This is a genomic window from Ideonella azotifigens (genome assembly GCF_006519715.1).
GTDB lineage: Bacteria > Pseudomonadota > Gammaproteobacteria > Burkholderiales > Burkholderiaceae_C > Ideonella > Ideonella azotifigens.
This window is the reverse complement of sequence record NZ_VIDT01000951.1, coordinates 1-1,673: the sequence shown is the minus strand read 5'-3', so window position 1 is coordinate 1,673 and position 1,673 is coordinate 1. Positions and strand designations below refer to the sequence as shown.

Genomic DNA, 1,673 nt, shown 5'->3' with positions numbered 1-1,673 from the left:
GGCCCGCGCCCAATGGGTGGCGCAAAGCGTGGTGCGCAGCTTCGAGCGGCCGGTGCAGCTGGACGACAGCGTGGTCGACCTGTCGGCCGGCATCGGCATTGCCTGCTTCCCCGAGCATGCCGAGCACGCCGACCAGCTGATGGGCCGGGCGCTGCTGGCAATGACGGAAGCCAAGCGCCGCATGGCCGGCTGCCTGGTGTACGACCCTTCCATCGACGCTGGCAGCGCGCAGACGCTGTCGCTGCTGGGCGAGCTTCGCCATGCGCTGCGCCACGGCGAGCTGCGCCTGTTCCTGCAGCCCAAGCTGCGGCTGGCCGACGGCAGCCTGATCGGTGCCGAGGCGTTGGTGCGCTGGCAGCACCCCACGCGCGGCCTGGTGCCGCCGAACCAGTTCATCCCGTTTGCCGAGGAAACCGGCTTCATCCACGAGCTCACGCTGTGGGTGGTCGACGAGGCTGCCCGCGTCTGGGCCCAGCACCGCGCGCAGGGCCTGGAATTGCGGCTGTCGGTCAACCTTTCGGCGCACGACCTGATGAAGGCCGACCTGGTCGCCCGCATCGACGCCCGCCTGCGCCACCACGACGTGCCGCCTTCGGCGCTGTGCCTGGAGATCACCGAAAGCGCGATCGCCTCCGACCCCCAGCGCGCGCTGCAGACGCTGCATGCGCTCAAGACCAGCGGCTACAAGCTCTCCATCGACGACTTCGGCGCCGGCTACACCTCGCTGGGCCAGCTGATCGACCTGCCGGTCAACGAGCTGAAGATCGACATGCTGTTCGTGCGCACCATGGACACCAACGCCGACAAGGCCTCGATGGTGCGTTTCATCATCGGCCTGGCGCACGACTGCCGGCTCACCGTGGTGGCGGAAGGCGTCGAGAACCCGGCCATCCTGGCCCAGCTCAGCGCGCTGGGTTGCGACGAGGCGCAGGGGTATCACATCAGCAAACCGTTGCCGTCGGGCGAACTGGTGGACTGGGTGCGCGGCCGCTGGCCTGGGCTGGTTTCACCGCCGGCCACGGCGCCCGTCGAGGACCTGGGTGCCGACGCGGCCCCCAAGCTGCCCAAAGCCTGGCGCAACAGCGCCAACGACACGCCGGTGCCGGCCGAACACAGCGCCTGAGCGGGCGACGCATCAGGGCAGCGCTGCCAGCCCTTGCGCGGCGATTGCCGTGGCATTGCGCGCCAGCGCCTGGGCTGCCGTGTCCACCAGCGGCGGCAACTCACTCGCCTGCAGCAGCAGCCGTGTCAGCACGCCCGCCTGCGGCGCCAGCGGCCCGAGAAACCGAGCCTGCCCCTGCCACACCAGCAGCACGGTCGGAAAGGTCTCGATGTCCAGCGCCGCCTCCGCACCGCCGGCTGCCAGCACGTCCGCATGGTCCTCCACGTCCAGCCAGCCAAACCGCCAGCCGGGATGTTGCGCGGCGAGGGCCTGCATCACCGGCAGGTAGGCGTCGCAGGTGCGGCACCAGGCGGCGCAGAGGCACAGGACGAGGGGCGGGCTGGCGTCAGGGTTCGCGAGGGGCTTCATCTGTCAGGCGTGTCCGGCGGGTGACCCGCATCGTGGGTCCCGGATTCTGACGTTCAGCTGCGCAACCTCAGGCCGCCATGGGATTCAGCGCGCGCGCCAACATCATCACCGCCACCAGGGCACTGACCACCGCGAACACCCG

The 1,673-nt window shown here is 70.2% G+C and carries 2 protein-coding genes; one reads left to right on the top strand and one right to left on the bottom strand.

Going from position 1 to position 1,673, the window contains the following annotated elements:
- Window positions 1–1,123 (top strand): putative bifunctional diguanylate cyclase/phosphodiesterase (locus FKP22_RS29545; RefSeq protein ID WP_141291776.1); only part of this gene is annotated, 1,123 nt, incomplete at its 5' end.
- Between the two features lie 12 nt (window positions 1,124–1,135).
- Here FKP22_RS29545 and FKP22_RS29540 read toward each other — a convergent pair.
- On the bottom strand, window positions 1,136–1,531 hold the full coding sequence (locus FKP22_RS29540) for a thioredoxin family protein (RefSeq protein WP_141291774.1): 396 nt from the start codon (window positions 1,529–1,531) through the stop codon (window positions 1,136–1,138).
- Between the last annotated feature and the right edge of the window lie 142 nt (window positions 1,532–1,673).